At 54.3% G+C, this 1,196-nt stretch carries 2 protein-coding genes and 1 pseudogene; all 3 read right to left on the minus strand.

What is annotated here, in order from left to right; all coding sequences use genetic code 11:
- Window positions 1–92: 92 nt before the first annotated feature.
- Window positions 93–185 (minus strand): annotated as a pseudogene (locus tag G485_RS28135) (transposase); the annotation flags it as partial.
- Between the two features lie 122 nt (window positions 186–307).
- On the minus strand, window positions 308–730 hold the full coding sequence (locus G485_RS0124410) for a hypothetical protein (RefSeq protein ID WP_156922574.1): 423 nt from the start codon (window positions 728–730) through the stop codon (window positions 308–310).
- Between the two features lie 11 nt (window positions 731–741).
- Entirely contained in the window at window positions 742–1,017 is a 276-nt protein-coding gene (locus tag G485_RS0124415) for a hypothetical protein (protein WP_156922575.1), read from the minus strand.
- Window positions 1,018–1,196: the final 179 nt, after the last annotated feature.

Genomic DNA, 1,196 nt, shown 5'->3' on the forward strand with positions numbered 1-1,196 from the left:
CGTTAATTTTGCTGTGAAACCGTCTAAGACACTTGCACTTGCGTATTCATTTTGCAGCCATCGATCACAAAAAAGGCACATCGCAAAAAGCTCTTCCCATAAATCACTTGTCTGCGATATTTCGGCGCAAATACAATATGGTATTTGCAGTTCCATTTCGTGTGTGCTAGACTGCTCTTGTCCATCCCTTGTCCTCCTTGATGTTCTGGTAGCGGTTGGCAGACCGGCTCCCATCTTATCATGGAGTTCAAGGGATGACTACTCATAGCTATAAGCTTTCCTGAACCCCCAGTCGAACTGGGGGTTTTCATATACAATAATAAAGCGGCGTGCCGTAGAAGTCGCCGTCGCCGAGCTGCGGGACATATTTGCCTTTATCCACGAGCGGCGAGCCTTCTTGCAGCTTGTATCCGTCCCATACCGTCGCGCCGCTCAGCACGCCGCTCGGCCCCGCCGAAGGCGCTTTGCCGGGATCGACGAACAGCGGATCGGCCAGTATCCGGGCCGGATCGTCCGGCATCCCCGCCGGGTAGTTGCCGTCCGCCGAATAGAACACGTTGTTGCGGAAAACGGCGCTGCCGTATTTGTCCGGGCTGTCCGCCCACGTGCCGCTCGCCGGGCCGGTTTTATCGTTGAAGACGTTGTTGTAGAAATAGTACGGCACCGTGTTGAAGTAGATGGGGATACCGTCGTTGTAATTTGTGAATTTCGTTTTCCGGCCGTCGTACACGAACACGTTGTTCAGAAAATAAGCCGGCGATACGTCTGTTCCGAACCAGCCGTATATTGCGTCGAATACGAGCTGATTTTGCCGGTTATGGAGCTTTCGTATTTGGCGCTCGAATAAAATGCGACGAAAACGACGGGCAGCAGCGAGGTAATGAGAAACGCGGCGAGCAGCCGGTGTTTGATGGACAGCCTGCGCAGCAGAAACGAAGGATACTTGATTTTGGCGGTTAAATAGGTCGGGAGCGGAGAGCTCTCTCTTGCGCTCGGGATGGGACCGGGAATCGGCACGGCCAACTCGCCTCCTGTCGGTTGAAACGCCTATGTCTCTATATTCTACCAACCATAAGGCGCTTCCGGAGAGGGCAATCGTCACTTTTCAGCAAAGCGGCGGCAGCGGGCGAGAGACGCGGGCGACACTCCTCCGACTCATCTTGCCTCGAACCGGAGATCGCCGAAGCGGCTCAGAT

The sequence above is a fragment of the Cohnella thermotolerans DSM 17683 genome, from assembly GCF_000429825.1.
Classification (GTDB): Bacteria; Bacillota; Bacilli; order Paenibacillales; family Paenibacillaceae; genus Cohnella; species Cohnella thermotolerans.